This window comes from Heyndrickxia sp. FSL W8-0423, from assembly GCF_038009395.1.
GTDB lineage: Bacteria > Bacillota > Bacilli > Bacillales > Bacillaceae_C > Heyndrickxia > Heyndrickxia sporothermodurans.
The window spans coordinates 2423971-2450480 of sequence record NZ_JBBPBE010000001.1 but is presented as its reverse complement, the minus strand read 5'-3'; the positions used below and the strand labels follow the sequence as shown (position 1 = coordinate 2450480).

The 26510-nt window shown below is 35.5% G+C and carries 26 protein-coding genes; 7 read left to right on the top strand and 19 right to left on the bottom strand.

Annotated elements, in window-relative coordinates; translation table 11 throughout:
- Positions 1-10 precede the first annotated feature (10 nt).
- Positions 11-1108: a cytochrome c oxidase subunit II gene (coxB, locus tag MKY81_RS12445; protein ID WP_066232093.1), complete on the bottom strand. Its 1098-nt coding sequence runs from the start codon at positions 1106-1108 to the stop codon at positions 11-13.
- A 90-nt stretch (positions 1109-1198) separates the two neighbouring features.
- Positions 1199-2110, bottom strand: coding sequence for a heme o synthase (gene cyoE / locus MKY81_RS12440; RefSeq protein WP_066232096.1), 912 nt, complete (start codon positions 2108-2110; stop codon positions 1199-1201).
- A 525-nt stretch (positions 2111-2635) separates the two neighbouring features.
- Between cyoE and MKY81_RS12435 the strand changes: the two genes are divergently transcribed.
- A complete protein-coding gene (locus MKY81_RS12435) occupies positions 2636-3571 on the top strand; it encodes a COX15/CtaA family protein (protein ID WP_066232099.1) in 936 nt (311 codons plus the stop codon).
- A gap of 34 nt (positions 3572-3605) precedes the next feature.
- Here MKY81_RS12435 and pyc read toward each other — a convergent pair whose 3' ends face one another.
- The 3 genes from pyc to MKY81_RS12420 all read right to left on the bottom strand — a co-directional run bounded on the left by pyc (position 3606) and on the right by MKY81_RS12420 (position 8757).
- Positions 3606-7046, bottom strand: a complete 3441-nt coding sequence (gene pyc / locus MKY81_RS12430) for a pyruvate carboxylase (protein WP_325949011.1) — start codon at positions 7044-7046, stop codon at positions 3606-3608.
- Positions 7047-7100: 54 nt separating this feature from the next.
- Complete coding sequence (locus tag MKY81_RS12425; protein ID WP_341117916.1) at positions 7101-8312, bottom strand: FtsW/RodA/SpoVE family cell cycle protein; 1212 nt, start codon at positions 8310-8312, stop codon at positions 7101-7103.
- A 160-nt stretch (positions 8313-8472) separates the two neighbouring features.
- Positions 8473-8757 carry a YlaN family protein gene (locus MKY81_RS12420; protein ID WP_066232108.1) on the bottom strand — a complete coding sequence of 95 codons (285 nt, stop codon included), beginning with the start codon at positions 8755-8757 and terminating at the stop codon, positions 8473-8475.
- Between the two features lie 215 nt (positions 8758-8972).
- Between MKY81_RS12420 and MKY81_RS12415 the strand changes: the two genes are divergently transcribed.
- Complete coding sequence (locus MKY81_RS12415) at positions 8973-9464, top strand: hypothetical protein (RefSeq protein WP_066232111.1); 492 nt, start codon at positions 8973-8975, stop codon at positions 9462-9464.
- 91 nt (positions 9465-9555) lie between these two features.
- Here MKY81_RS12415 and MKY81_RS12410 read toward each other — a convergent pair whose 3' ends face one another.
- A complete protein-coding gene (locus tag MKY81_RS12410) occupies positions 9556-10884 on the bottom strand; it encodes a PhoH family protein (RefSeq protein ID WP_066232114.1) in 1329 nt (442 codons plus the stop codon).
- Positions 10885-11113: 229 nt separating this feature from the next.
- Here MKY81_RS12410 and MKY81_RS12405 point away from each other — a divergent pair, with 229 nt between their 5' ends.
- Together MKY81_RS12405 and MKY81_RS12400 are read left to right on the top strand one after the other, a co-directional pair.
- Positions 11114-11713, top strand: coding sequence for a YhcN/YlaJ family sporulation lipoprotein (locus MKY81_RS12405; RefSeq protein ID WP_107920187.1), 600 nt, complete (start codon positions 11114-11116; stop codon positions 11711-11713).
- Positions 11714-11789: 76 nt separating this feature from the next.
- Entirely contained in the window at positions 11790-11972 is a 183-nt protein-coding gene (locus MKY81_RS12400) for a YlaI family protein (RefSeq protein WP_066232121.1), read from the top strand.
- A gap of 36 nt (positions 11973-12008) precedes the next feature.
- Here MKY81_RS12400 and MKY81_RS12395 read toward each other — a convergent pair whose 3' ends face one another.
- On the bottom strand, positions 12009-12335 hold the full coding sequence (locus tag MKY81_RS12395; protein WP_066232124.1) for a YlaH-like family protein: 327 nt from the start codon (positions 12333-12335) through the stop codon (positions 12009-12011).
- 32 nt (positions 12336-12367) lie between these two features.
- Positions 12368-14203 (bottom strand): translational GTPase TypA, encoded by a 1836-nt coding sequence (gene typA, locus MKY81_RS12390; RefSeq protein ID WP_066232128.1) that lies wholly within the window; start codon positions 14201-14203, stop codon positions 12368-12370.
- Positions 14204-14388: 185 nt separating this feature from the next.
- Between typA and MKY81_RS12385 the strand changes: the two genes are divergently transcribed.
- Complete coding sequence (locus MKY81_RS12385) at positions 14389-14574, top strand: YlaF family protein (RefSeq protein ID WP_066232131.1); 186 nt, start codon at positions 14389-14391, stop codon at positions 14572-14574.
- 47 nt (positions 14575-14621) lie between these two features.
- Here MKY81_RS12385 and MKY81_RS12380 read toward each other — a convergent pair whose 3' ends face one another.
- Both MKY81_RS12380 and MKY81_RS12375 read right to left on the bottom strand, forming a co-directional pair.
- Positions 14622-15419: an inositol monophosphatase family protein gene (locus tag MKY81_RS12380; RefSeq protein WP_341117915.1), complete on the bottom strand. Its 798-nt coding sequence runs from the start codon at positions 15417-15419 to the stop codon at positions 14622-14624.
- Positions 15420-15579: 160 nt separating this feature from the next.
- Positions 15580-15774, bottom strand: coding sequence for a hypothetical protein (locus tag MKY81_RS12375; RefSeq protein WP_066232139.1), 195 nt, complete (start codon positions 15772-15774; stop codon positions 15580-15582).
- Between the two features lie 296 nt (positions 15775-16070).
- Between MKY81_RS12375 and MKY81_RS12370 the strand changes: the two genes are divergently transcribed.
- Positions 16071-16688, top strand: coding sequence for a YktB family protein (locus MKY81_RS12370; RefSeq protein WP_108073010.1), 618 nt, complete (start codon positions 16071-16073; stop codon positions 16686-16688).
- A gap of 66 nt (positions 16689-16754) precedes the next feature.
- Here MKY81_RS12370 and MKY81_RS12365 read toward each other — a convergent pair whose 3' ends face one another.
- The gene (locus MKY81_RS12365) at positions 16755-17024 is read right to left on the bottom strand and encodes a UPF0223 family protein (protein ID WP_066232144.1); all 270 of its coding nucleotides are present in this window, start codon (positions 17022-17024) and stop codon (positions 16755-16757) included.
- 32 nt (positions 17025-17056) lie between these two features.
- A complete protein-coding gene (locus tag MKY81_RS12360) occupies positions 17057-18016 on the bottom strand; it encodes an NAD(P)H-dependent flavin oxidoreductase (protein WP_108073008.1) in 960 nt (319 codons plus the stop codon).
- A gap of 157 nt (positions 18017-18173) precedes the next feature.
- Between MKY81_RS12360 and MKY81_RS12355 the strand changes: the two genes are divergently transcribed.
- Entirely contained in the window at positions 18174-19643 is a 1470-nt protein-coding gene (locus tag MKY81_RS12355; RefSeq protein WP_108073006.1) for an aminotransferase class I/II-fold pyridoxal phosphate-dependent enzyme, read from the top strand.
- 34 nt (positions 19644-19677) lie between these two features.
- On the opposite strand, the gene MKY81_RS12350 is transcribed toward MKY81_RS12355, so the two are convergent.
- The 7 genes from MKY81_RS12350 to MKY81_RS12320 form a co-directional block, all read right to left on the bottom strand.
- Positions 19678-19803 (bottom strand): GapA-binding peptide SR1P, encoded by a 126-nt coding sequence (locus MKY81_RS12350; protein ID WP_108073004.1) that lies wholly within the window; start codon positions 19801-19803, stop codon positions 19678-19680.
- Positions 19804-19966: 163 nt separating this feature from the next.
- Entirely contained in the window at positions 19967-20239 is a 273-nt protein-coding gene (locus tag MKY81_RS12345; RefSeq protein ID WP_235993139.1) for a hypothetical protein, read from the bottom strand.
- A gap of 145 nt (positions 20240-20384) precedes the next feature.
- Positions 20385-21797 (bottom strand): dihydrolipoyl dehydrogenase, encoded by a 1413-nt coding sequence (lpdA, locus tag MKY81_RS12340; protein ID WP_066232158.1) that lies wholly within the window; start codon positions 21795-21797, stop codon positions 20385-20387.
- Between the two features lie 4 nt (positions 21798-21801).
- The gene (locus MKY81_RS12335; RefSeq protein WP_108073002.1) at positions 21802-23115 is read right to left on the bottom strand and encodes a dihydrolipoamide acetyltransferase family protein; all 1314 of its coding nucleotides are present in this window, start codon (positions 23113-23115) and stop codon (positions 21802-21804) included.
- 102 nt (positions 23116-23217) lie between these two features.
- Positions 23218-24195 (bottom strand): alpha-ketoacid dehydrogenase subunit beta, encoded by a 978-nt coding sequence (locus MKY81_RS12330; RefSeq protein ID WP_066232165.1) that lies wholly within the window; start codon positions 24193-24195, stop codon positions 23218-23220.
- Between the two features lie 3 nt (positions 24196-24198).
- A complete protein-coding gene (gene pdhA, locus MKY81_RS12325) occupies positions 24199-25311 on the bottom strand; it encodes a pyruvate dehydrogenase (acetyl-transferring) E1 component subunit alpha (RefSeq protein WP_108073000.1) in 1113 nt (370 codons plus the stop codon).
- Between the two features lie 485 nt (positions 25312-25796).
- A complete protein-coding gene (locus MKY81_RS12320) occupies positions 25797-26441 on the bottom strand; it encodes a YkyA family protein (RefSeq protein ID WP_108072998.1) in 645 nt (214 codons plus the stop codon).
- Positions 26442-26510 lie beyond the last annotated feature (69 nt).

Sequence of the window (26510 nt, the reverse complement as noted above, 5' to 3'; positions counted from 1 at the left end):
TAATAACCAATTATTGTTGTACTTTTAATCCCATTAAATATTCCGCTAATGCATCTAAATCTTGATCAGACAAGTTTTTAAATGCAGGCATTTTATTTCCTGGTTTATAAGCTTGTGGATCTTTAATCCATTTTTTTATATTTTCTTTATTATGATCCAAGATACCTGCTACACGTTCACGTTCACCAAAATCAGTTAAGTTTGGTGCTCTACGTGCCGTTTCAGGTGTAGAATTGTCCGGTGAAACTGCATGACAGCCAATACAAGAGTTTGGCATTTTGCTTTTGAAAATATCTTCACCTTGTTTAGCTAGATCAGATGTTGGCTGTACGCCTTCTTTTCCAACACTTTTCATATTCTTAACCCATTGCGCAAAGTCATCTTGTGACATCGGTTTAACTTTAAAATCCATTAAAGCATGTGACGGTCCGCAAAGTTCAGCACATTTTCCGTAAAATACGTCTCCGGCTTCTTTTGCTTTTTGACTATCAAATTTCAACCAGAATTTATTGACATTATCCACATTCGTATCGATTTTCCCACCAACTGCAGGAATCCAGAATGAATGCTTAACATCAGATGATTTTAAAGAGAAATATACTTTTTGATCAGTTGGAACAACTAAATCTTGACTTGTAACAATTCCTAAGCCAGGATATTCGAATTCCCACCAGTATAGATTCGAACGAACATTGACAACCAACTCTTTTGGCTTACCATCTTTGTCCTTTTTCTCCATTGCAGCCGTATCACCTAGATTAAAGGTAGCTGCAACTACTGGTATTGCAAGAACAAGTAATAGAATAATCGGAATAACTGTCCAAATAATTTCAAGAACATGATTTCCTTCCACTTGTTTTGGTATCATGTTTTCTTTTGCTTTTGTCCGACGGAAGCGAATAATCGCAACAACGAAAATAACTACTACTACAGCAATTACAATAACCATAATGCCAGTACTCAATAACATTAGATCATATTGCTTTTGCGCGACTTCACCTGCTGGTTTTAGTGCTGATAAGAATGGTTCACCACCACAGCCGGAAAGAGCTAGCGCCAAAACAGCAAATACTGAGACAAGACGCCATTTTTTCAGCCATTGTTTCATAGCTTAATCAAACCCCACTTTCATTTTATGTCTTTCGTTACAAGGACTGTAATATATATGGATTTCTTTTAAAAGAAAGAATTCCCGAAGTTAAATAAGGGTAACGATTACCATTGCAACAAACAAAATCGTTAAGTAATTTAATGAATACACAAACATCATTCTAGCCCATTTTATATCATCCTTCATTTTAAAACCATATAACCCTATAGCTAACCATCCTATATTAAATAGAGTAGCAATAATAAAGAATGCTATGCCTAATGGTAGAAGGAAAAATGGCAGTGGCAGTAAACAGGCAACCCATATTACGATATGAATTTTAGTCACTTCAAACCCTTTTACTACCGGTAACATCGGTATATTTGCAGCTCGGTATTCCTCACAACGCTTCATTGCTAAAGCATAAAAATGAGGCGGCTGCCAAATAAACATCATCAAAAAGAGTACCCATGCAATCGTATCTAAATTTGGATCTACAGCTGCCCATCCGATTAAAGGCGGAACTGCACCCGATATACTTCCAACAATCGTATTACTTACATATAAACGTTTAGACCACATAGAATATAAAACAACATAACTGAAAATACCAATAATACCTATTATCCCTGCAGTGATTGACGTCATAAATAAAAGAATTGTTCCAAGTATAATAAAAGAAAATCCGATCGTTAATACTTTTGCACCACTCATTTTGCCGGTTACCGTTGGTCTTGATTTTGTCCTACTCATAATAGGATCAATATCACGGTCAATGAAATTATTAATACTGCATGAACCTGCGATAATTAAAGCTGATCCAAGTAAAGTAAGAATGACAATATGTATTGACTCTAAGAAGTGTTGATTAGTAAATACTAATGCCAGCCACAGACCAGTAAAAGTAGTTATTAGATTTGAATTAACAATCCCTATTTTAATTAAAGATAAAAAATCCTTAATTGCCGTAGTTTCCGGAATGTTTGCCTTTTCAATCTCGATCACTCGACTATTTGACATTCGCTCCCCCCCTCGTTTGTAATAAACAACATATATAATATTACTATAAAACAAATTTTACCGTTTTTCTATAACCCAGCGAATTTTCGTTAATTGTTCACTTTTGACCTTATTATGTACCTTGTTTTTTTTATATATGTCATTTATCTAGTTTCAGTTTACCACAATCTCCGAAAAATAGACTTTTAATATGGGTGGGAGATTATTTTTCTGCATCAATTCCATATTAAAACATATCTTGAATGTTTTTTGTGAATATTTTTCAAAGGTTTTATGTCTATTTTGTGTCACGAAATGCAGATATTGAAGAGACATCCCCATTTTCTATAAAATTTTTAAAAAGAAAATTTGGTAAATTTGTTACATGATTAAATTGGTGAAAGAATTGTAACATTTTATCGGTTGTCTTTTTGCAGGCTTTTAGGTACTATCATTAAGTGTATTAGATTAATTCATATCGGTTCGACATCATACTTTATTATGATCTTTTGGTCATATGAAATATTAGGTTAGTAGGTGAATAAATTGCGTCGAGGATTAAAATGGTTAGCAATTTTAACGACGCTAGGAATGCTTTTCGTCTTGATCGGTGGAGCATTAGTTACAAAAACCGATTCCGGTATGGGATGCGGGAGATCTTGGCCACTTTGTCATGGTCAGCTCTTGCCAAGCCACATAACGATGAAGACTTTAATTGAATTAGCCCATCGCTTTGTATCAGGTGGTGTCGGAATTCTGTTACTAATTTTATCGGTTTGGTCATGGAAGGCTATCGGCCACAAGCGCGAAACAAAATTTCTAGTGATTTTATCTTTATTCTTTTTAATATTACAAGCACTTATTGGGGCAGCCGCAGTTGTTTGGGGACAATCCAGTTTTGTGTTAGCACTACATTTTGGCATATCTCTTATCTCATTTGCTTCAGTGTTCTTATTAACATTATTAATATTTGAAGTGGATCAAAAATTTGATGCCTCGAAAGTAGTTTTTGATAAGCGAATGAAATTTCATATTATTGGAGTTACGATTTATAGTTATATTGTTGTTTATACTGGGGCCCTTGTCCGTCATACAGTTTCAAGCTTAGCGTGCAGAGATTGGCCATTTTGTTTAAACGATGCGATTTCACTTCCAACAAACATGTACCAATGGGTCCAAATGGGACACCGTCTTGCAGCAGGTATTATCTTTCTTTGGATCGCATATATAACATACTTAAGCTTTAAAAATTACAGAAATCAGCCGGTTATCTATAAAGGTTGGATCATTGCATTTATTCTTGTCTGCTTACAGGTCATTGCAGGAGCTCTTATAATCATAACAAGATTAAACATATATATTGCACTTGCACATGCATTGTTTATTTCTTGCCTTTTTGGTTTACTAAGCTATTACCTATTATTGATCGGTAGAAGTAATAAAAATATGGAACTGCTAGAAAAAGAACAATATAAAAAATAAAACACGTACAAGCAACTTGTACGTGTTTTATTTTTTATATTTTTTCAATTTCTATTAAAAGATCATTAGGTGTGATAGCTTCACCATTTTGGACATAAAGCTCTTTAACGACTCCGGAAAATGGAGCTTGGACAGTTGTTTCCATTTTCATAGCCTCAGTTATCATGAGGTGATCACCTTGATTGACTCGATCCCCTTTACTAACCATCAGCTTAATAACAGTACCCGGCATAGTTGCTCCGATTTGTTGTTCATTTTTCGGATCCGCTTTTACCTTATTTGCTACAGCAGATTTTATGCTTTCATCTTTAATAATTATTTCACGCGGCTGGCCATTTAGTTCAAAATATACAATTCTTGTTCCATCTTTTCGAGGTTGTCCTATTGAGACTAATTGAACAAAAAGTGTTTTTCCTTTTTCAATTTCTACTTCGATTTCTTCGCCTAATCTCATTCCATAAAAGAATGTTGGTGTATCGATAACGGAAACATCACCAAATTGCTGAACAGTTTTGACATAATCTAAGAACACTTTAGGATATAATGCATAAGAAATCGTTTCATGGTCATTCGCTTCCCTGCCTATTTCTTTAGACAATGCGTCTTTCAAACTAGGAAGATCAACATTTTCCATTAATTCACCCGGACGAATTGTAATAGGCTCTCTATCCTTAAGAATCACTTTTTGAAGCTCTTTTGGAAAACCGCCAACTGGTTGCCCTAAATAACCTTGAAACAATTCGACTACGGAATCAGGAAAATCTATTTTCATACCACGTGAATAGACATCTTCTTCCGTTAGGTCGTTTTGCACCATAAATAAAGCCATATCGCCAACAACCTTAGAAGATGGGGTTACTTTTACAATATCTCCAAACATACGGTTAACAATTTGGTACATTTCTTTCACTTCATCCCAACGATCTCCAAGCCCTACAGCTTTCGCCTGTTGTTGCAGATTACTATATTGCCCACCCGGCATTTCATGTCGGTATACTTCTGTGTGCGGTGAATTCATTCCACTTTCAAAGTCTCGATAATATTTTCTTACATCTTCCCAATAATCAGAAAGCTTTTCCGCAGATTCGATATTTATTTTTGGTTTTCTTTCTGTACCCTCTAACGCATAATATAATCCATTTAAGCTTGGCTGTGATGTTAAGCCCGCCATTGAATTTAATGCCACATCTACAATATCAACACCTGCATCAATTGCTTTTGCATACGTGTAAAGACCATTCCCGCTAGTATCATGTGTATGCAGATGAATTGGGATATCGATTGTTTCTTTTAATTCAGATATTAGTTGATAAGCTGCTTGCGGTTTTAATAACCCAGCCATATCTTTAATAGCAAGAATATGTGCCCCTTGGTTTTCTAATTCTTTTGCCAAGTCCTTATAATATTGAATATTATATTTAGTTCTAAACGGATCATTAATATCACCAGTATAACAAATTGAAGCTTCCGCAATCTTTCCAGTTTGTCTAACAGCATCAATGGCAACTTCCATTCCTTTTACCCAGTTCAAACTATCGAATATTCGAAAAACATCAATACCTGCATCTGCAGACAGCTTTGCAAATTCACGAATAATATTATCCGGATAATTTTTATACCCTACCGCATTAGAACCTCTAAATAGCATTTGGAAAAGGACATTTGGAACTCTTTCTCTTAATTCCTTCAAACGTTGCCAAGGATCTTCCTTTAAAAATCGATAAGCAACATCAAAGGTAGCTCCTCCCCACATTTCTAACGAAAATAAATCCGGTAATAATTTAGATGTTGGTTCGGCTATTTTTTTAATGTCTTGGGTTCTTACTCGTGTTGCAAGTAATGATTGGTGTGCGTCACGGAATGTTGTATCAGTTAGTAACACTTCTTTTTGTGATTTAATCCATCTTACTAAACCTTCAGCCCCATCACGGTCAAGTACTTGCTTTGTACCGGAAGCGGATTCTTCTACAAGACTTACTTTTGGTACTCTATTTTTCGGATAGAACGGCTTTTCCTTCTGTTCAATTCCCGGGAAACCATTAATCGTAACATTGCTAATATAAGAAAGCATTTTCGTTCCACGGTCACGGCTTGCAGGAAAGTCAAATAGTTCCGGTGTAGAGTCAATGAATGATGTATCATACTCTCCGGTAATGAAATTTTTATGTTTCACTACATTTATTAGGAAAGGTATATTTGTTTTAATCCCTCTAATTCTAAATTCTTGAAGATTTCGCACCATTTTTGCTGCAGCTTTTTCAAATGAAGTAGCTGATGTAGATAATTTTACTAAAAGGGAATCATAAAATGGAGTAATAACAGCTCCTTGGAAGCCATTTCCCGCATCAAGTCGTACACCGAAACCACCGCCGGAACGGTAGGCCATAATTTTCCCAGTATCGGGCATAAAATTATTTAATGGATCTTCCGTTGTCACCCTAGATTGGATGGCATAGCCATTGATTGTGATTTCATCCTGCTCAGGAATATTGACAATTTCACCATGTAATTGATGCCCCTCCGCAATTAAAATTTGCGACTGAACAATATCAATGCCAGTAATCATTTCTGTAATTGTATGCTCCACTTGTACACGCGGATTTACTTCAATAAAATAAAATTCATTGTCTGCTACTAAAAATTCAACCGTACCAGCGTTTACATAATTGACGTTTTTCATTAAATTAACTGCCGCTTGACAAATTTCCTTTCGTAACTCATCGGATAGTGATACACATGGAGCTACCTCAACGACTTTTTGATGACGTCTTTGAACTGAACAATCCCTTTCAAATAAGTGAACAATATTGCCGTTCGCATCACCTAATATTTGTACTTCAATATGCTTCGGATTTTTAATAAACTTTTCTACATAAACCTCATCATTTCCAAATGCCGCTTTTGCTTCTGACTTAGCGCGAGTAAACGCTTCAGTCACTTCCTCCGCGTGATTAACAATCCTCATCCCACGGCCGCCACCGCCTAGTGATGCTTTAATGATAATTGGATATCCATGTTGCTGACCGAAATCTTGAACTTCGCTAAGGGAAGACACTGGACCATTACTACCCGGAATGACCGGAATATTAGCAAGAATGGCTTGTTCCTTCGCTTTTACTTTATCCCCAAACATATCTAAGTGATTAGTATTTGGTCCGATAAATGTAATCCCCTCTTCCACACATCGCTTTGCAAATTGAATGTTTTCGGAAAGAAATCCATATCCCGGATGGATGGCATCGACATTTGAACTTTTCGCAATTTCAATAATTCCTTCAATATCTAAATACGCATCAATAGGTTTTTTTCCTTCACCAACTAAGTATGCTTCATCAGCTTTGTAACGATGATAGGATCCTGAGTCTTCTTTAGAATAAATGGCTACTGTACGGATATTTAGTTCCGTACACGCTCGAAAAACTCGAATCGCAATTTCTCCTCTATTTGCTACCAATACCTTTTCAATTTTTTTCATACAGTATGTCTCCCCTTTGCATGATCTTCGATGGATTAGTGATTATATTGTAAATTAATGTACCTTAAATCCACGATTATTAAATTTCGAATTCACAAAAGTAGTAGTTTCTTCTTTTTTCTTATACTTATCTTCATATTTTACAAACATTGATACATTGACTAACACACCTAATGAAGCGGATAAAAGAAGCAATGAGGATCCTCCATAACTAATCAATGGTAGTGGAACCCCTGTTATCGGTATTAATCCGGACACCCCTCCCAAATTAATAAAGCTTTGAATACCTATCATACTTGAGATACCTATTGATAATAAACTGCCAAATGGATCCCGGCATTTTACCCCTATATATATACCTCGTAAAACGAGATAGGATAAACCAATAATGACAAAACCGACACCAAAAATTCCAAGCTCTTCTGCAATGATAGCCATAATAAAATCTGTATGCGGCTCGGGAAGATAGCCAAGCTTTTGAACGCTTTGCCCAAGACCTAATCCCTTTACACCGCCGGATCCTAAGGCCAAATAGGAATTGTATAATTGAAACCCTTCTTTTGCTTGGCTTTTGAAAGGGTCCATATAACCAGTAATCCGTGCAATTTTATTTTTTGTAAATATTTCATCCTTTTTTAATAAGAAAAATGGGGAAAGGAGTAGGACAACAATTAATCCCAAACCCAATAGTTTCATCATCGTTTTCATTTTCATTCCGGAACAAAGCAATATCGTAAGTCCAATCGCAAAAATTATGGACGCTGTACCAAAATCAGGCTCTATCGCAATCAAAAAACAAACAAAAATTAAAAATAATAAAGGTGGAATGACTCCTTTATTAAATTGATCAATATATGACTGTTTTTTCGCATAAACTGCAGATAGGTAGATGATGACATTTAACTTTACAAACTCTGATGGTTGAATCATGCTTGTCCCAATTTTAAACCAGCTTTGCGCATTATTTGAATTATGACCAAACAGACGGATCCCGATAAGGGCTACAACCGATATAAGCATAATCGCCCCAAGAAATTTATTGCTTTTATATATTTTATACGGAAAAAAAGCGGTAAAGATAAAAACAACTAGTGACAATATAAAACTTTTTAATTGTTTCATATAAAAGAAATCACTGCTAAAACCGTATTTTTGAACAGCAACCACCATGCTTGCACTATATATCATGACTAATCCGAATAAACAAAGAAGTATGTACACGACGACAAGTGAATAGTCATAAGACTTTAAGATTTTTTTTAACATAGTAACCTTCCAATCCTTTAGTCTATAAAAAGATATTCTTCAATAATTTTTTATTTCCTGCTTAGTGAAAGAAATTAATAAAAAGTTTACAAAAGATACTCTTCACTCCTATTTTACAAAAAAACTCAAACAATTTCTGTGAACTGTTTGAGTTTTTTAATTATGATTTTTTTGTGGACGCTTCATGTAAAGCGGTAAGCTCTCGTTCTAATGAATCGAGTAATTCCTTACCATCCTTCTCTTCCACTAAGCCTAGTCTGACTGCAAAATCTATTTCACGGGATAGGCCAAACATTTGTGTATCCAATACTTCTTCATATAATGGACATTGGGGCATCGTTAAATTATCCATCTGGACTTTAATTAAGCGCAAAATTTTCTCTGCGTCCACCCTTAAAAGAGAATAGGCTTTTTCCCGGTGATCCATTTTAATTTCAGACGCCATATAGATCCCCCCAATTTACGAACAATTAGACAATCCTATCTAAAAATTTTACTCTGAAAAGAAGCAAAATGCAAGGATTAAGAGTATTAATTTTCGTACTTCTATTTTCTCATATAATTTTGGTTTAGGAAACTTTTTTCATTATGAAAAGTTTAGGTAAATGTGACAAGTTCATTTTTTCAGAGTATAATTTTAAAATGTAAGGAGGTTAAAAAATGATTATTCCAATAAAAGGTAATGTTAAGTTCCCAATTACTTTAGACGCCGGAACTTGGATATTTGACGATCGGAAACTAGATTTAACTACATATTTTGATAATAAGAATACCGGTATTGACGAGGATGAAGAATATACAAAAAGTGTTGGTAAATTTTTTGATCGCGAAATTAAAGAAGGTGCAATATCCCCCCCAACATTAAAATCGGAGAAGAAATTTTTGAAACAAAGACTTCTAACCGGTACATTCGGCATTAAGTTCGAACCGTTTTTAAAAAACGCTGAACCTCTTGAAAGTGCGACTACGCTTATTATTGAAACAAAAGATGAAGAAATACAAATTCCGATCAATGAAGCTTACGACCTTATCATCGCTTTTTCAAAAGAAGGGAAAGCGCTCAAAGAGGACGGGCCAGTACACATTTTATTCGAAGACGGCTCAAATAAAGATCAGCCAATAAAATATGTCAAAGGTTTTCGTGTGGAGTAATCTTTAATAAGTTATTGCAGCAACAGAATGGTATACACACCATTCTGTTGTGTTAATAACGACAAATTAAAGATTTTTCTTACTTTCATTTTTATAGAAGATCAGCTGCTAATTGTGCTAATCCCGATCTTTCACCTTTCATTAATTTAATATGCCCGGCCACTGATTGATCCTTAAACTTTTCGAGAACATACGTTAATCCGTTATTATATTCGTCTAAATATGGATGATCAATTTGTTCTGGATCACCCATTAACACAATTTTACTTCTTTCTCCCACTCTCGTTAAAATCGTTTTCACTTCATGCTTCGTTAAATTTTGAGCTTCATCAATAATAATAAATTGGTCCGGAATACTTCTTCCGCGTATATACGTTAATGCCTCCACTTCTATCGATCCCATTCCAGCGAGTATTGCCTCTAATTCACCTGGTTTTTTTGTATTAAACAGATATTCTAAATTATCATAAATCGGCTGCATCCAAGGTCTTAATTTCTCTTGTTTTTCACCTGGTAAATACCCCAAATCCTTTCCTACCGGCACGATTGGACGAGCAACAAGAAGTTTTTTATAGGAATGTAAATCTTCCGTTTGCATCAGCCCCGATGCTAATGCAAGAAGAGTCTTTCCAGTTCCTGCTTTTCCAATCATTGTTACAAGATTAATGTCTTGTCTAAATAATAATTCCATCGCCATTGTTTGCCCTACATTTCTAGGCTTAATTCCCCAAATCGGCTCATGGTTATAAACTAATTTTCGTACGACTTTACCTGTTTGATCTACAATCCCAATAGCGGAAGAAGAACTTCCTAATGCGTCTTTCATGATTAAAAATTGATTGGGGTAAAAAGGGTGATGGGTAATCTCCGATAAAGCTAATTCACCTTTCTCATAAAATAAATTTAATAAGTCGATATTTATATAAATTTCAAGTAAGCCTGTGTATATATGATCAATTTCTACTACTCGATCGTTTAAAAAATCTTCCGCCTGTAATCCGAGTGCATCTGCCTTAACCCTTACTAAAGCATCTTTACTAACTAGAATGACCGGTCTACCATTTTCCTTCGTTTCCTCCTCTAAGAATAAATTCTTAGCGACGGCTAATATTCGATTATCATTCGTTTTTTCAATAAATATATCTTGTAATTGTTGAAATGATCGGTGATTTAATTCAATTCTTAGTACTCCACCATTCTCAAGAGGAATCTTTTCATGGAGCTTCCCTGCTTTTCTAAAGCTGTCAATCAATTTGGATACTTGTCTGGCATTACGTCCAATTTCATCCATATACCTCTTTTTCGAATCAACCTCTTCTAGCACTACAGCTGGAATGACGATTTCATTATCTTCAAAAGAAAATATGGCATTCGGATCCTGTAATAAGACATTTGTATCTAATACATATATTTTCTTCAAATTGATGCCTCCTGCTCCTTATTGGATTATTGTATAATATGAACTTTTTCTACTTCCTGTTCATTTGAAGTGGACGGACATTGCTAAAATATATGAACAAATGAATAAAGATAGAAGAAAATTGCACACTAAATATAGAAATGCGATATCGCACCTAGATTATTGCGATGCAGCTAGACAATTAGAAAAGCGGAATGGATTAAGAATAGATTAAATGAGGTGAGTTTAGTTGAAAAAAATAGGATTACTTCTTTGTACTACTATCTTATTAAGTGCGTGCGCAAACAATGAAGCTGGACAGGGTAAAAACAACAATAATATCACACCAAAAACGATTTCTGTTAAAGATAGCAATATAAAAAATGTTGATAGAAAAACAGGACAGCAAATTTCACAACGTCTTGTAGACCTTGCCGTAAGCGTTCCCAATGTTAAAGATGCAACAGCGGTAGTATTCAGTAATTATGCTCTTGTTGGGATTGATGTTGATGATAATATTGATCGTTCCAGGGTGGGGTCCATTAAGTATTCGGTTGCTGAGAGCTTAAAACATGATCCATATGGAGCTAACGCTATAGTCGTTGCTGACCCTGATTTTACACAACGTCTTCGCGAAATTGGACAAGATATACGCAACGGCAAACCCGGACAAGGGATTATCAATGAACTCGCAGATATTGCAGGTAGGCTTATGCCGGAAATACCGAAAAATATCGTAGAACCAAAAAATCCGCAAAGCGGAACGGAAAAACCTAAACAAGAATTAAATCAATCAAAAGATAAGCAACTTGAAAGAGAACAAGAAAACCAATCAAATAATAAAAAATAAAAATGAAAAGTCCAAAATTTCCACACTTTCATTTCCATGTTATACTAAAAAAAACGGTAACTCGGGGTGTAACTGAATGAAAGTAAAATGTGTATTATGCGAAAAAATAAATGATATAGATGATGATTCCATCATGGCAAAACGACTTCGAAATCGTCCGATTCATACTTATATGTGTGATGAATGTTATGAAAGAATAACAGAAAAAACGACAGCAAGACTTGCATCAAGAGAAGAAAAAGATCTTAACGATATATAAAAAAAACAAATCCGCCATTTTCGGCGGATTTGTTTTTTATGCATCATTTTGCGCTTGATCTTTTTTGTAATTGTACCTGCGTATTTTATAAATGATTAAAATAAGGGCAGCAACTACGAGTCCTTCTGTAATCGGAAGAAATATTGCTAAAAAGGTTAAAATCGTACATCCCAATGCTAAAAACAAATAGATCAAAATCGATTTTAGCATTGGAAGTTTTTGAGCAAAGCCCAATTTATAAACAAGAATACATAAAGCTACAATGGTTAAATAAAGCATCCACATTCCTAGTTTTGGAAATTCATCAACTCGATACAAGCCTGCGAAAAAGGAAAGATGTTCCTGCACATTTACCTCTGGCACAATAGACTCCCTTTCTAGAAATTAGTTTTTAATTAAATTTCTGCGTATTTCATTTTTTTAGCAGCTTTTTCACGTTCATTTTTGTTTAATATTTTTTTACGCAAACGAATCGATTCAGGTGTAACCTCACAATATTCATCATCGTTTAAGTATTCAAGTGCTTCCTCTAATGACATTATACGTGGTTTTTTAATAACTGATGTTTGATCTTTCGTCGATGAACGGACATTTGTTGCATGTTTCACTTTCGTAATGTTAACGGTAATATCATTTTCGCGAGTATTTTCGCCAACGATCATACCTTCGTAAATTTCTGTACCTGGTTCAACAAATATTGTCCCTCTATCCTCTATTTGCATGATACCATATGTCGACGCTTTCCCTGTTTCCATGGAAACAAGCACACCTTGGTGGCGGCCGCCAACTCGACCCGGCTGCATCGGTTGATAACTATCGAAAGTATGATTAATAATTCCGTATCCACGGGTTAGTGTCATGAAATCAGTAGAATAACCGATTAGTCCACGGGCCGGCACATTAAAGATTAAACGCACTTGACCGTTTCCGTTATTAACCATATCAAGCATTTCGCCTTTACGGGAACCAAGTGATTCAATAATACTTCCTGTATACTCTTCAGGAATATCAATTTGTACCCTTTCAATCGGTTCACATTTAACACCATCAATTTCCTTTACAATAACAGATGGTTTTGACACTTGCAATTCAAAGCCTTCACGACGCATATTTTCAATTAAGATGGAAAGATGAAGTTCACCGCGGCCTGAAACAATCCAAGCATCAGGAGAATCTGTGTTTTCAACTCTTAAACTTACGTCTGTTTGTAATTGTGCGCGAAGACGTTCTTCAATCTTCCTTGATGTGATATATTTACCTTCACGGCCTGCAAATGGGCTATTATTAACAATAAACGTCATTTGCAATGTTGGCTCATCAATGCGTAATGGTTGTAGAGGTTCTTGATGGTCAATTGGACAAACTGTTTCTCCAACATTAATATCTTCCATACCAGACACTGCTATAAGGTCACCCGCATGTGCTTCTTGAATTTCTTGACGTTTCAATCCGAAGAACCCGAAAATTTTAGATACCCGGAATTGTTTTACCGTTCCATCTAATTTCATTAATGCAACTTGTTGTCCTACATGCATCGTACCACGGAAGACACGTCCAATTCCAATTCTACCTACATAATCATTATAGTCCAGTAAAGCAACTTGGAATTGTAAAGGCTCTTCTTTAGTATCAGCAGGTGCCGGAATATGGTCAATAATTGTATCAAATAATACTTGCATATTGTCATCTTGTTTCGTTGGATCATTGCTAGCAGTTCCGTTAATACCGGATGCATAGATAACCGGAAATTCTAATTGATCTTCATTTGCATCCAGCTCGATAAATAATTCGATCACTTCATCGACAACTTCCTCTGGTCGAGCAAAATCACGGTCAATTTTATTTACAACTACGATCGGAGTTAAATTTTGTTCTAATGCTTTTTTTAGGACGAAGCGTGTTTGGGGCATACATCCTTCATATGCATCAACGACAAGTAGAACCCCATCAACCATTTTCATAATACGTTCTACTTCACCGCCAAAGTCAGCGTGTCCTGGTGTATCCATAATATTAATTTTTATATCTTTATATTGAATAGCGGTATTCTTCGCTAAGATTGTAATGCCTCTCTCACGTTCAATATCATTAGAATCCATTGCTCGTTCAGCTACCTGTTCATTTGAACGAAATGTTCCGGATTGCTTTAATAGCTGATCGACAAGCGTTGTTTTCCCATGGTCAACGTGTGCTATAATCGCTATATTACGTAAATCTTCTCTTATTTTCAAAAGTGGTTCCTCCTGCCTTTATGACCGTCAATGTTAGTATAACTATAACTTACGTATTATATCATAGTTATTTATAAATCACCACTAATGCATTATTTCCATCTTCACTATGCAAAGTGGAGTTTTTCGAGTAAAATGATATTTATACTAGCCTTGATGAAGGAAACAAGTAGGAGGCAATTGATATGAAAGATATAAAATGGATTTTCATTCTGTTCGCTACAATTGCGGCTGCCTCAATGATTGGCATCGGAGTAGCAATCGGGGAAAAAAGTATCCTCGGTATAATTATTTGTATCCTTGTTCTCATTCTCGTGATGGGATATGGGTTCAAAACAAAAGCAAAAATGCGTCAAGAAGGACGATTATAAAAGATGTAAAAATAACAATAGCTACCTCTCATTTGAGGTAGCTATATTTATTCAATGGACAAAAAATAATTATCCAGTATTTCCTTATGGAGTCCACTATTACTCACAAATACCGTGCCGCTCTCTAATATGTGTAATGGTTCACCTTTAACCGTAGATAGTTTACCTCCTAACTCTTCTATCAAAAGTTTTCCGGCAGCAAAATCCCATGGGGCTAAACGCATGGCAATATAAGCATCTAATCTGCCTGTTGCAACATAGGCTATTTCAAGCGAAGCTGCACCTAGCGATCTTGTTGCACGTGAATCATGGACTAAACGATGTAAATTGGCGGTTGGGATATGTCGATTGGATATTATCCAAGAAGAATTGATCCCGATAATTGCATCTTCAACTTTCGTATCGGTCAATTTAGGAATCGGAACTTCATTAAAATAGGCTCCTTTACCTGCTTCAACAAAGTAAAGTTCATCTTGAACTACATCATAAATATAACCTAGCTTTCCTTTTCCATTTTCATAAATTCCAATGGAGATGGCAAAATTTCTTTGTTGGTGGACAAAGTTAACTGTGCCATCGATTGGATCGATTATCCATAACACTCCATTTGTTTGATCGATTTTCTGTCCATGCCCTTCCTCACCAATAATATGATGGTCCGGGAAATGTTCTTGAATATTATTGACAAAAAACGATTCTGTCTCCTTATCTATATTTGTAACTAAATCATTCCGATCCGACTTCGTTTCTATGTCTAATGTTTTTTTAAATGAATCAATGATATTAATTCTTGCTTCCTTTAGCCACATTCTTACATATGTATCAATTTGCTCCCAATTCGTCATCGCCCTGTCCTCCATCAAATCTTCGACTTAACTTATTGTATGATTAGCTTAAAGGAAAAAATTATGTAATTCAAGAAATTAACTTTATATTTAACTCCATAAAAACGAACCCCATCTGTGATGAGGAACAGGGAGTTCGTAAACCTACTTGGAAATACTCCTACATTGCTTTCATCCTTAATAATTCTTCTCGTATTTTTTCAAGTTTCTTTTTCGTTAAATCCTTTTTCTTATGGTCATTATTTTGAATTGCCTCATAAAGGACAGCTAGCTCATAGTCCATTTCTAATCTAAGTACTGCTATTCGTTGCTGATCAAATTTTTTCTTTTTCGAAGTGTTCATTACTTGTTTCATGAACTTCACATCCCTTCACTTTTTGCATTTTACAAATAACTAAATTTTCAGATATTACTTACTACATCATATGATGCTTCACTAATCGTGCAACAAAAATGTGTAATTGCCTAAGTAATTTCATTTTAGGAAATTTGTCGATTATGCTAAAATAAAGTCAATTGTAGGAAAGATGTTCAATAGAGGCTCATTTATGAAATTCCCAAGTTTTTCACATTCAGACTTAAAACGGCTTCCATTGCTTTCTTTTACCCAATCTAAAAAATGAATAAACGTTATGAAGGAGATTATCAACAATGCAATTCGAAGGTTTCACGAAGAACGATTTTGACACATTTAATATAGAAGGTCTTGACGCGAGAATGGAAGCTATCGAAGAACGAATTCGACCGAAATTCCGTGAAATCGGTCAATTATTAACGGACGAACTTTCCGTAAATTTAGGGGAAGAAATGTTTTTACATATAGCGAAACATGCCCGTCGCACTGTAAATGCCCCGAAAGATACTTGGTTGGCAATAGCGGGTAACAAACGTGGATATAAACAACACCCTCATTTCCAAGTTGGATTGTTTGACGACCATGTTTTCATTTGGTTAGCGTTTATTTACGAATTACCGAATAAAGCGGAAATGGCAAAGACGTTTTTGAAGAACTTAAAAACGATCAAGTCATCCATTCCTAATGATTTCGTTGTTTCTCAGGACCATATGAAAAAGAATGCAACTTCATTGAAGGAAATCGACTTAAAAAACGCACTTGAACGTTTCCGTGACGTCAAGAAAGCGGAATTCCTTATTGGACGACAAATTGCAGCCAATGACCCGATTTTAACGAATGGCACCGAATTTATCGACGTTGTAAGAAATACGTTTGAAACACTTATCCCATTATATAAATTAGCGTATAAATAGGAAATCGATTCTAAAAAGAGAAAATAGGAAGCGAGCAATGCTCCTTCCCCATTTTATCTTTTATTTTTACATTTTTATTATGTTACCGGGTTCAGATTCTTTTAATCTTTTTACAACTTGATAGGATGAATATCCACTTTCTTTTTCGAATTCATTACAATATTTTTTTTCATCAGCTTTTCCAGGAACGATTTCTTTAAATCGTCGATATTTCTCCATTAATTCTTCACGTTTTATTCCCTTTTCATAGGCCTTCTCAATTGCCTCAAAAAATTGGATTACTTCTATAACCTCAGTTGTTGACCAATCCATTGAGAAAGGATATTGATATTCCATTTCTACACCGTCTTTCTAGTTGTTGTTTACGATTACTTTCCCCATTTTTTACGAATTTCATTAGCATCTTGGATCATTCGTGTGATTAATTCCTCAACACTCGGAATATCATTAATTAACCCCATTACTTGTCCCGCCCACGCAAATCCACTATCTACTTCTCCATTATATATATAATTTTTATTTGCTTGTCCACTAATATAGTTTTTAAGTTTTTCGTATCCTCCATTATTTTTTTCAATCTCTAAAATTTGCTCTGTCCATTTATTCGTAATTGCTCGGCCGGGTGCACCTAAACTACGTTTTATGACGGTTGTATCTGTTTCTTTTCCTTTAATAATTGCTTGCTTATAAAGTTCGTTTGCGTGCACACATTCCTTTGTTGCAATAAAACGTGTCCCCATTTCAATTCCTTCAGCACCTAAGCATAAAGCAGCCATTAATCCTCTTCCATCACCGATTCCTCCTGAGGCGATGACTGGGATTGAAACAGCATCTACAACTTGTGGAATCAATACTAATGAACCTATATCGTCTTTCCCCAAGTGTCCACCACCTTCTTGACCTACTACCATAACTGCATCTGCACCTAGTTCTTCCGCTTTTTGAGCTTGGCGTTTAGCTGCCACAAGTACTAATTTTTTTACATTTGAACCTTCTAAGTACTGAAAAAACGGCGTGGGATTTCCTCCTGTTACAGATACTACCGCTACTTTTTCATCGAGGGCTACATCTAAATAGTCAGTATATGGTCTTCCGTGTTGTCCGATAGCAAAATTAACTCCAAACGGAAAGGTAGTTAATTGTTTAACCTTTTGAATTTCTTTACGGAGTGCCTCCGGGCTTTCTAAAGACATTGCAGTTATTTGGCCAAGCCCCCCTGCATTAGATACAGCCGCTGCCAATTCTGAGTAGGCTAAATAGGCTAATCCTCCTTGAATAATTGGATATTTAATATTAAGTAAGTCGGTAATTCTAGTGTTCCAATTCATATGTATTCACTCCTCAATATCATCAGCATTATATAATACTTCTCCTATTTACTTATATTTTCCTTTCGTTATGAAGAAACTATTTTCAATGGTAAGGTTAAATGATATAATTTCTTTTGTTTTAAAAGATGTAACATTAAAAGAGGTGTGAAGTTCATTGTCACAATTTGATACTCCGTTATTTACTGGATTAGTGGAACACGCGAAAAAGAATCCAGTTCAATTTCATATACCCGGACATAAAAAAGGCTCAGGAATCGATCCGGAATTTCGTCAATTTATCGGGGATAATGCATTATCGATAGATTTAATTAATATTGCACCTTTAGATGATCTCCATCAACCAAAAGGAATGATTCAAAAAGCACAGGAATTAGCTGCACAAGCCTTCGGAGCTGACCACACATTCTTTTCCGTCCAAGGTACGAGCGGTGCTATTATGGCCATGATTATGACGGTCTGCGGACCTAACGATAAAATTATCGTTCCTCGAAATGTTCATAAATCTGTTATGTCCGCCATTGTTTTCTCAGGGGCTATTCCTATATTTATTCATCCCGAAATCGATCCGATTTTAGGAATATCCCACGGAATCACGACTGAATCTGTTTCAAAAGCTTTGCAACAAAACCCTGATGCAAAGGGCGTATTAGTTATTAATCCAACCTATTTCGGGGTTGCCGCTGATTTGAAGAAAATTGTAGAAATCGCCCATTCCTATCAAGTTCCGGTTCTCGTTGATGAAGCGCACGGAGTTCATATCCATTTCCATGAGGAACTACCGATTTCAGCAATGGAAGCGGGAGCGGACATGGCAGCAACAAGTGTTCATAAATTAGGTGGATCAATGACGCAAAGTTCTGTATTAAACGTAAAAGATGGATTAGTGTCTTCAAATCGTGTGTCAACAATATTGAGTATGTTAACGACTACATCCACCTCATACTTATTATTAGCATCACTTGATGTCGCAAGAAGAAGACTTGCTACACATGGAAAGGAATTACTAAATAAAACGATTCAGCTAGCTCAATCCGTTCGTGCTAAAATTAATGAGATTGATCATTTATACTGTGTCGGTAAAGAAATATTGGGAACAAAAGCGACATTTGATTATGACCCAACAAAACTAATCATCTCTGTCAAAGATCTCGGAATAACAGGATATGATGCTGAAAAATGGCTGCGTGAAGTATATAATATCGAAGTAGAACTTTCCGATTTATACAATATTCTCTGCCTTATTACACCTGGCGATACAGAAGTGGAAACAAATCTGCTAGTAAAAGCACTTCAAGAGCTTTCTGATCAATTTTCACATCTGTCTAGCTCGGTAAGTATTCAAGTCATGCTACCGGATATTCCCGTTCTAGCTTTAACACCTCGTGATGCATTTTATGCGGACACAGAAGTCATCCCTTTCGAGGAATCTGCTGGAAGAATTATCGCTGAATTTATTATGGTTTATCCACCGGGAATCCCTATTTTTATACCGGGAGAAATAATAACTGAAGAAAATTTAAAATATGTTCGCAAAAATATTGAAGTTGGCTTACCAGTACAAGGTCCTGAAGATTTCGATCTTAAGTCACTACGTGTTATTAAGGAGCATAAAGCAATAAAATAAGCTTTCTCCCATAGGAGAAAGCTTTTCTTATTGTTTATTCATTTTCTTTTTCAATTTGTTCTTTATGACAATTCGCACAGCTCGAATATAAAACAGATACTTTTTCGTCTTCAAAATGATCAATAATTTTATTACATGCTTGGCAGATTAAAGTTCCCATATGAATGTTCCCTCCCAACGGAATTTGAAAACGTTTTCTATCTAAGATAATAATAATACATCTTAATTGAAATTTAAAGTCTATTTTGTATGACATATTTATGTAATTTTTATATTAAGTATGACAAATATAAAAAACGATAAGACGTTCTTATCGTTTTTTATTAAGAAAAAGGTAATGGTACTACTTGTTTTAGGATAACTTGTAATAAGAGATAAATTGATAAACTGGAAAATGTAATAATAATAGTCGATCGGTTCGATTTTACAATCATTTTTGTTAATAAAAATGATAAATAAAAGAAAACAATAAAAACGATTATCTTATATAGTAAATGATCTCGATGTGAAAGCCAAACCGCTAATGTAAAACAACTCCAAATCATTAATTGAAAAAGAAATGCAACATATTTTTTCATAGCATCACCAAGACTCATAATAATGTTGTTTCTACATGTACCATAATTCTCGTATGTTGATAATATTTATCATATGACCGTATTACCTCATTTTAAAACCTCATTTCAAAAAAAAAGCAAAAAAAATAAACCACAAAGCTGTGGTTTATTTTTTTTTTTGTAATTATTTAACAATGTGAATAGGTGTTCCAAGAGCAACTTCTGCTGCTTCCATTGTAATTTCACCTAATGTTGGATGTGCATGAATAGTCATTGCAATATCTTCAGCAGTCATCCCTGCTTCAATTGCTAAACCAATTTCCGCAATCATATCAGATGCACTTGTACCGGCAATTTGCCCACCGATTACTAAGCCATCCTCTTTACGAGTAACTAGTTTTAAGAAACCATCTGTACTATTTAATGCAAGTGCACGACCGTTTGCAGCAAATGGGAATTTCGCAGCTACAACTTCGATTCCTTCTTCTTTTGCTTGTTTTTCATTATAACCAACAGTTGCAAGTTCAGGTTCAGAGAATACAACTGCAGGAATTCCAAGATAATCAATTTCAGAAGGATGTCCAGAAATCGCCTCTGCAGCAATTTTACCTTCATAAGATGCTTTATGTGCGAGTTGAGGACCTGCAACGATATCACCAATCGCATAAATGTTTGATACATTTGTACGACATTGTTTATCGATATTAACAAGACCACGATCTGTCATTTCAATACCCACTTGTTCTAAACCAAGTTCATCTGTATTCGGACGACGACCAACAGTTACTAAAACATAATCAGCTTCTACGGATGTTTCTTCTCCTTTTACTTCATATGTTACAACAACACCGTCTTCTTTTTCTTCGACACCTTTTGCCATTGCGTTTGTTACAATTTCAGCACCTTTTTTCTTTAAGTTACGAGAAACAAGTGTTGACATTTGTTTTTCAAAGCTTCCGGCAAAAAGTTCGGCGCTTCCTTCAAGGATTGTTACTTCTGTTCCAAAGTTTGCGTAGGCCGTACCAAGTTCAACACCGATAACGCCTCCACCAATGATGACTAATTTCTTTGGAATTTCAGGTAGGCTTAATGCGCCAGTAGAATTAATTACTCGTTTTGAGTATTTAAATGTTGGAATTTCAACAGGGCGTGAACCAGTTGCAAGAATTGCATTTTTAAATGTATATGTTTGTGCGGAATTTTCATCCATTACACGTAAAGTGTTTGCATCAACAAAGTAAGCTTCGCCTTTCACAATATCCACTTTATTGCCTTTTAGAAGACCTTGAACACCGCCAGTTAACTGCTTAACCACTTTCCCTTTCCATTCCTGAACTTTAGAAAAGTCAACTGTAACATTTTCTGCAGAAATACCGATATCGTCAGAATGTTTAGCTGTTTCATAACGATGTGCAGCTGTAATTAATGCTTTTGAAGGGATACAGCCGACGTTTAAGCAAACACCGCCGAGCTCACCTTTCTCAACAATTGTTACTTTTTGTCCTAGTTGGGCAGCACGAATCGCTGCTACATACCCGCCAGGGCCTGCACCGATGACTATAGTATCTGTTTCAATTGGGAAATCTCCTACTACCATTTTATTACGCCTCCATTAATAATAATTCAGGATCGTTCAATAGACGCTTAATATGGTTGAGCGCATATTGAGCGGTAGCTCCATCGATAATACGATGATCAAAGCTCAATGATAATGCTAACACAGGTGCTGCTACAATTTCACCATTTTTTACTACTGGTTTTTCAGAAATTCTTCCGATACCCAAAATTGCTACTTCAGGGTGATTAATTACTGGAGTAAACCATTGACCACCGGCTGATCCAATATTCGTAATTGTACATGAAGCACCTTTCATTTCGTTTGGAGCTAATTTACCATCACGTGCTTTTCCTGCAAGCTCGTTAATTTCTTGAGAAACAGAGAAAACAGATTTGCGATCTGCGTTTTTCACTACAGGAACTAATAATCCTTTATCTGTATCTGCGGCAATCCCGATATTAAAGTAATGCTTATGAACGATTTCACCGGCAGCATCATCAATTGATGTATTAAGCGTCGGAAATTCGCGTAATGCACTTACTAGCGCTTTAACTACATAAGGTAAGAAAGTAAGCTTAATGCCTTTTTCAGCAGCAACTTCTTTGAATTTTTTACGATGTGCAACAAGTTTTGTTACGTCAATTTCGTCCATTAATGTAACGTGTGGAGCTGTGTGTTTAGAATTAACCATTGCTTTAGCAATCGCTTTACGAATTCCACTCATTTTTTCTCGAGTTTCTGGGAATTCTCCTTCAGGGATTGCTACTTTAGCTTGTGCAGCTGTTTCTGTAGTTTCCGCTGCAGTTGTTTGAGTAGAAGCTTCTTCGTTTACTGCTGCACCACCATTTGCATATGCATCAATATCTTCTTTTTGGACGCGGCCATTATTTCCACTACCTTGTACTAAACGAATATCCACGCCTTTTTCGCGAGCATATTTTCTAACTGATGGCATAGCGATTACACGTTTACTAGGATCTGCTTCTTTCGTTTCAGTTGCAGCTTGGGAAGAACTTTCAGTTTTATCTTCTTGTTGAGTGTTTTGCTCAGCTTTTTCTTCAGTCTTTTTCTCTTCTTCCCTTGGACCATGATCCCCTTTAAATTGAAGGTTTTCATATCCTGGCGCATCAAATTTGATTAAAACATCACCTACGATGGCAACTGTACCTTCTTCAACTAATATATCTTCAACAGTACCTGCAACTGGTGATGGAATCTCAACAACTGCCTTATCATTTTGTACTTCACACAGAACATCATCTTCTGCAACTTTATCGCCTGGCTTAACAAACCATTTTACGATTTCACCTTCATGAATTCCTTCACCAATATCTGGTAGTCTAAATTCGAATGACAAGATTGTTCACCATCCTAATTAAAATTTTATTTTGTGTATTGATTGTATCTAAAATTGCATAGCCCTTCGATAGGAAGGGCAAAAATTGAATTTGTTTAATTATTAAAAAGTAAGCACTTTTTTAGCTGTTTCGATAATATCTTTATAGTTTGGTAACCAAACTGATTCTGCTTGTGAGAATGGGTATACAGTGTCAGCAGCAGTTACGCGTAACACCGGTGCTTCCAAGCTCAAAATTGCTCTTTCATTAATTTCAGCAATAACATTTGCAGCAATTCCAGCTTGTTTTTGTGCTTCTTGAACAACAATTGCGCGATTTGTTTTTTCAACAGAAGCAACAATTGTATCGACATCAAGTGGACTGATCGTACGTAAATCTACAACTTCAACAGAGTATCCTTCTTTTTCAAGTTCATCAGCAGCTTTTAATGATTCATGAACCATCGCTCCATAAGTAATAATGGAAAGATCTTTACCTTCACGTTTCACATCTGCTTTCCCAAGAGGAATTGTATACTCTTCTTCAGGAACATCCTGACGGAATGAGCGATACAACTTCATATGCTCTAAAAAGATAACAGGATCATTATCACGAATTGAAGAAATTAATAATCCTTTTGCATCGTATGGCGTAGATGGAATAACGACTTTTAATCCTGGTTGTTGAGCAACAAGACCTTCTAAACTATCAGCATGAAGTTCCGGTGTGTGAACACCTCCACCAAATGGGGAACGAATCGTAATTGGGGCATTTAAGCTTCCGCCTGTACGATAGCGCCAACGTGCCATTTGTCCACTGACAGAGTCCATTACTTCAAATAAGAATCCAAAGAATTGAATTTCCGGTACCGGACGGTAGCCTTCTAATGTCAAACCGATTGCCAATCCACCAATTCCAGATTCTGCAAGTGGTGTATCAAATACGCGCTCTTCACCAAATTCTTTTTGAAGACCTTCAGTCGCACGGAATACGCCGCCGTTAACGCCAACGTCTTCACCGAATACTAAAACATTTTCATCATTACGTAATTCAGTACGTAACGCATCGGTGATTGCTTGAATCATTGTCATTTGCGCCATGGCTTACTTCGACTCCTTTGCTTGATAAATTTCATTTTGTTCTTTTAAGTTATGAGGTAGTTCCTCAAACATAACAGAAATTAAGTCAGTTACTTTTTGTTTTGGCGTATCGTCTGCCTTTTTAATAGCAACTTTAATATCTTCTTTTGCTTGTTCAATGACTTCAGTTTCTTTCTCTTCACTCCAAAGTCCTTTATTTTCTAAATATTTACGGAAGCGGACTAATGGATCTTTTCTTTCCCATTCATTATCTAAATCAGAAGTACGATATTTTGTTGGATCGTCACCTGACATTGTATGTGGTCCATAACGGTAACAAAGTGTTTCAATTAATGATGGACCTTCACCGTTAATAGCGCGTTCACGTGCTTCACGAACAGCGACATAAACAGCTAATGGATCCATTCCGTCAACAAGTTGCCCCGGAATTCCTGCTGCTACAGCTTTTTGTGCAATTGTTTTTGCTGCAGTTTGCTTTTCACGTGGAGTAGATATAGCAAATTGGTTATTTTGAACAACAAATACAGCAGGAGCTTTGTATGCACCAGCAAAGTTTATCCCTTCGTAGAAATCACCTTGAGATGAACCACCATCTCCTGTATATGTAATAGCTACAGCTTTTTTACCGCGTTTCTTTAATCCAAGTGCTACACCTGCAGTTTGTACATATTGTGCACCAATAATAATTTGTGGTGGAAGAATGTTAAGTCCTTCTGGGATTTTCATACCTTCAACATGTCCACGGGACCATAAAAATGCTTGGTGTAATGGTAGGCCATGCCAAATAATTTGTGGTACATCACGATAGCCAGGAAGGATATAATCCTCTTGTTCCAACGCGAAGTGCGAAGCAATTTGTGATGCCTCTTGTCCTGCTGTAGGAGCGACGAACCCTAAACGTCCTTGTCGATTTAATGAAATTGAACGTTGATCCAAAATACGTGAATAAACCATACGGCGCATTAATTCTTGAAGTTCCTCATCTGAAAGATCTGGAACAGCAGATTCATTAACGACTTCGCCTTGTTCATTTAAAATCTGGAACATTTCGAATTGCTCTTCTATTTTTTCGAGCGTTTTCTTTGCATCGAATTGTGCCTTCTTTGTAGAAGCCATAAAAAGTCACCAATCCTTTCTCATAATAAAAAAATAAATGATTTATTACATACAAATATAGGTTACCCAAAAACATACCGCAGAACCAATAAAAAATTCGCGATACCAGTGTTTTTACCATAACCATTTTTTCTAGCTACTAGATAACATTTCATAAATAGAATGTAATAGTTATCTAAAATGACCTGTATTAATTAAATACAAAAAGAAATTAATACAATATTTATTGAATACATTTAATAGATTACATCAATATAATCACCTCGTCAAATAATTAATTCTTGTACATTCATTATTTTCTCGCTATAGTTTTGCGCATCAATTTTGTGTGTTTATTTTCTTCTGTACTAATTCATCAACAGATCTGTATTAGTACAAATTGATCCTTATGTAAGCGTTAGCAAATTGCTGCTCATTGTTTTTTTATCCGCTGTTATATGACAATATGTTTCAGTTAACAACAAAAAAACTAGCCAATTTGTTAGCTAGTCAATTTTAATATGTGCATCTTGATAAAACTCCATTTTACTTTCATTAAACTCTTTAGTCCGGTCATTAAAAAGTTTATTCATTTTTAATACTTCAGAATAAGCTTGATTTGTCAGCGCTATTTGTTTTTCTAAATCATCCATTGATAAATTTTCTGTTTTTAACATTTTATATAGCTTACTATTTGTATCAATTCCTTGATTATATGCCGTATAAAGTTGATCATGTGCTTTATAGCGTTCCTGCATTAAATGATAAAGTTTAATTGCTTCAGTTTTTACTTTTTTAGCTTCAATTTTATTTATTTGAGGTTTCATTTTAGAAAATTCTTTTTTAGATGAAAGAATTGATTCTTGTTCAACATCCATTCGTTCTTGTCGTTTTGCTAAATTTTCTAAAGCAGAATCGGATAATTTCTCAATTTTATCCATATCATTCATTCCAAGATTGATAATTTTATCAAAAATCTTCTTTTCTTGCGATTCTAATTCCTTCAGCGGTTTTTGCTGCTTATTAAATTCCTTTTCTTTGGATACCGTTTTTTCTAGTATTCGATAAATTTTTTCTTCTGGACTTTCTTGACATCCCGCTAGTATTGCAATAACTGTTACACAAATAAAAATAATGCGAAGTTTAGTCACAAATGCTCCTCCTTACACTGTAACATTTAAACTATATCGATTATTGCGAAATTTAACAATATGTAACGA